Below are 3,468 nucleotides of genomic sequence, written 5' to 3' on the forward strand. Positions count from 1 at the left end.
TCGGTGTCGGCCTCGTACTCCGCGTCGATCTGCGAGAACGTGATGGTCGAGAAGCCCTCCCCGGTCTCGCCGACCTCGGCCTGGACCGCGCCGAACTCGGCGAGTGCGGCCTGGCGCAACCCGCGCAGCTCGTCGAGGGGGACGTCGGGAATGTTGACGTTGAGCACGAGGTCCGTCGGCACCTCGCGCTCGAGCACCCAGGAGACGACCTGGGAGGCGACGCCGGCTGCCGTGCCGAACTGGGTCGGACGGGACGCCGCGAGCGAGAACGCGAGGCCGGGACAGGAGAGGGTCGCGCCCGTCAGCGCGGCGCCCACGGTGCCGGAGTGCAGGACCGCATGGCCGGTGTTCGGCCCGTGGTTGATGCCCGAGAGGATGAGTCCGGGCGCTGGTCCGAACGCCCCGGCCAGGGCTGCCATGACGATGAAGGCGGGGCTCGCCTCGACGCCGAGGACGCGCTCGACACCGTCGATCCGGGGTTCCGACTCGTGGATGACGAGGCGTCCGTCCTCCTCGAGAGCAGTCAGGGACGCGCTCGCCCCGCTGCGCTCCTCGTGAGGGGCGGCGATGGTGACCTCCAGCCCGGCATGGACGGCCACCTCGGCGAGGGCGTGGAGGCCTTGGCTGTGCACCCCGTCGTCATTGGTCACGAGTGCCCGCATCGTCGCGTCTCCCCCTTCTGATCGGTGCCTTCGGCGTTCGCGGCCCCGTCGTCCTTCGCAGGGATGGTCGGGGGCTCGGGCGGGGCCGGTCCCTCCTGCAGCGTGACAGCGGAGACGAGGCTGTCGATCGAGCGCCTGTCTCCGGTCGCGAGGCCATGGCGACTCACCGTCACGGCACCGGCGGCGACGCCGATGCGGACCGCCTCGTCCAGGGGCAGGCCGCGCGCGAGACCGGCGGCCATGCCGGCTGTCATCGAGTCCCCGGCGCCGCGGTGGTCGGCTGGGCTGAGCTGTGGACCGTGGGCCCAGCGCACCTCGTCGTCGATGAGCACGATGGCGGCCTCGCTGCCCCGGGAGACGACGACGTGGTCCGCACCGTCGTCTCGCAGGCGTCGCGCCGCAGCGACCGAGTCGCCGGCAGTGGCGGCGTCGGCGAGTCGACCGTGGGCGCGCAGCTCGTCCTCGCTCACCTTGAGCACGGTGACGCCCCCGGCGAGCGCGGACGTGAGGGCCTCGCCGGCGAGGTCGGCGACGACGGCGGTGCCGAGCTCGCGGCAGTCCCCGGCGAGGCGGCGGTAGGTGTCCGCGGGCAGGGCGCCGGCCTCCCGTGGCCCGGTGAGGACCGCCACGCTCGCCCCGGTGCTCTCCCCGATGAACAGGCCATACAGCTCGTCGAGGACGTGGCGACCGAGCGGTGTCGGCGGCATCGCCACCCACTCCTCCCGCTTCCCGGAGCGCCGGTCGTTGATGTAGGCCCCGCAGGATCCCGGGCTGTCCACGGAGCGCAGCTCGATGCCCTCGTCGCGAGCAAGTCCAGCCAGCACGACGCCGGTCTCTCCACCGATCGGGGCGCACAGCATCGCGTCGATGTCGAGCTCGACGAGCATGCGGGCGACCCACACCCCCTGCCCTCCGGCGTGGAGGTGGACGTCCGGCTTCCCGTCCAGGGACTCGACGACGATCGTCAGCACTGGGGTCGGGTCGAAGACGGCGACGCGGGGCCGCCCAGTCGTGGCGCGCGTGGTCACGCTTGGCGCGTGCCCGATCGGACGCAGCCCAAACGTCACAGGCAGGAAGCCGCCGTATGCCGCTGAGCCGGCTCAGCGGCATACGGCAGCTACGTGCGTGTGGCGGACCCGGTGAACGGGTCAGTGGTCAGCGGGGGAGGGCATGCCCTGGGTCGGCAGGTCGGTGCCGTCGAGGGCCGCATCGAGCGCCTCGTCGGGGGCGCCGAGCGCCTGGGCGAGACCGAGGGCGAGCCCTGCGACCTCCTGGTCGCCGAGGCCGAGGCGGACGGCGACCGCCGCGGCGTTGGGTGGACGGTCCGCCGGGTCCTTCTGGAGGCAGTCGTTGATGACCTGGGACAGGTCCTCGGGGACGTCGTCGGGCAGCGGCGGGGGCGGCTCATTGACGTGGCTGAGCGCCGTGGCGATCGGGGTACCCCGGTCGAAGGGGCGGGAGCCGGAGAGCATCTCGTGGCCGACGACCCCGAGCGCGTAGAGGTCGCTCGAGCCCGTGGCGGGCTGACCCATCGCCTGTTCCGGGCTGATGTAGTTCGGGGTGCCGAGCATCTCTCCGTGCTGGGTGTGGCCCGACGCGTCGAGCGCACGGGCGATCCCGAAATCGGTGAGCTTCACGACGCCGTCGGGCCGCACGAGGATGTTGGCGGGCTTGACGTCGCGGTGGATGACCCGGGACTCGTGCGCGACGGCGAGGGCCAGGGCTGCCTGCCCGAGGATGGACCGGACCTCGGCCGGAGGGAGAGGGCCGCGCTCGCGGAGGATCGTCGAGAGGGGCTCTCCGGCGACGAGCTCCATCACGAGGTAGGCAAGACCGTCGTCCTCGCCGTAGTCGAAGACGGTGGCGATGTTGTTGTGGTTGAGACCGGCGGAGTGGACCGCTTCGTCACGGAAACGGAGCGCGAAGAGCTTCTCGTGCTCGGAGTCGGGCCGCATCACCTTGATCGCGACGGGCCGCTTCAGCACGTCGTCGCTACCGGCCCAGACGTCGGCCATCCCCCCGGAGGCGATCCGCTGCTCCAAGCGGTAGCGGTCGCCGAGGACGAATCCCTCGTGGAGTCGGTTCATGACACGGGCACCCATGGCCTTTCGGACGGAAGGTGCGCGTCGTGTGACATCTCAGGGGCCTTCGTCAGCGGTAATGATACGCGAACGCCTCGGGTGGTCCGCCCGTGGCGCTGGGGTTTGCGGAGTGCGGAGATGGGGACCCGGCCCCCGACGTGTACCCACCTCGCAGGAACCCAACCTACCCGCGCCCGACCGAATTGCGGACTTTGGCCCCGCAACGATTGCGCAGCGGCGCTCGGGAGGCGCGCGTGACCCTACGAGGGCGAGCCGGCGGGCGCGTCGTCGTCGAAGGCCGAGTGCGTGTCATCGGGCACGGTCGTGGCGGTGTCCGACGCCGGCTTCTGCTCGACGAGCTTGTCGATGCCCCTGTCGACCTGGGCCCGGACCTTCGTCACGGTCTCCGCGTGCTTGCCCCCGGTCTGCTCGTCGATCGTCCGGACGGCCTTGTCGAGCATCCCGTCGACCTTCTCGCGGTTCTCGGAGGCGTAGCCGGCTGCGAGACCCATGGCCGCCTTCGCGACCTCGACCAGGGCGTCGCCGAGGTCCTTGGCCTTGCCGGACAGGTTGACCTCGTCCGCCTTCTGCTTCATCTGCTCGCTGAACGTCACCGTGGTCTCCTTACCCCTGTGGCGCGATACTGCCTGTGGCGCGCTGCCTGTGAGTGCAACGGCGGGGCGGCGTGCGACGTTCCCGATGTCGGCGGGACCGGGCGCCCGCGA

Annotated in this window: 4 protein-coding genes; all 4 read right to left on the reverse strand. The window is 71.7% G+C overall.

Annotated elements, in window-relative coordinates:
* Nucleotides 1–650: 5'/3'-nucleotidase SurE (gene surE / locus LOY02_RS03245; RefSeq protein ID WP_317180892.1), on the reverse strand; the 650-nt coding region annotated here is incomplete at its 3' end.
* Nucleotides 647–1,690, reverse strand: a complete 1,044-nt coding sequence (locus LOY02_RS03250) for a 1-phosphofructokinase family hexose kinase (protein WP_317180893.1) — start codon at nucleotides 1,688–1,690, stop codon at nucleotides 647–649. The genes LOY02_RS03250 and surE, both read right to left, overlap by 4 nt.
* A 120-nt stretch (nucleotides 1,691–1,810) precedes the next feature.
* Nucleotides 1,811–2,749 (reverse strand): serine/threonine-protein kinase, encoded by a 939-nt coding sequence (locus tag LOY02_RS03255; RefSeq protein ID WP_317180894.1) that lies wholly within the window; start codon nucleotides 2,747–2,749, stop codon nucleotides 1,811–1,813.
* Between the two features lie 254 nt (nucleotides 2,750–3,003).
* A complete protein-coding gene (locus LOY02_RS03260; RefSeq protein ID WP_317180895.1) occupies nucleotides 3,004–3,357 on the reverse strand; it encodes an antitoxin in 354 nt (117 codons plus the stop codon).
* Nucleotides 3,358–3,468 lie beyond the last annotated feature (111 nt).

The sequence above is a fragment of the Intrasporangium sp. genome (assembly GCF_032907665.1).
Classification (GTDB): Bacteria; Actinomycetota; Actinomycetes; order Actinomycetales; family Dermatophilaceae; genus Intrasporangium.

What these genes read in the sequence shown, in the direction of transcription:
- LOY02_RS03255 (WP_317180894.1), bottom strand. Translation starts at nt 2,749, where the DNA reads ATGAACCGACTCCACGAGGGATTCGTCCTCGGCGACCGCTACCGCTTG.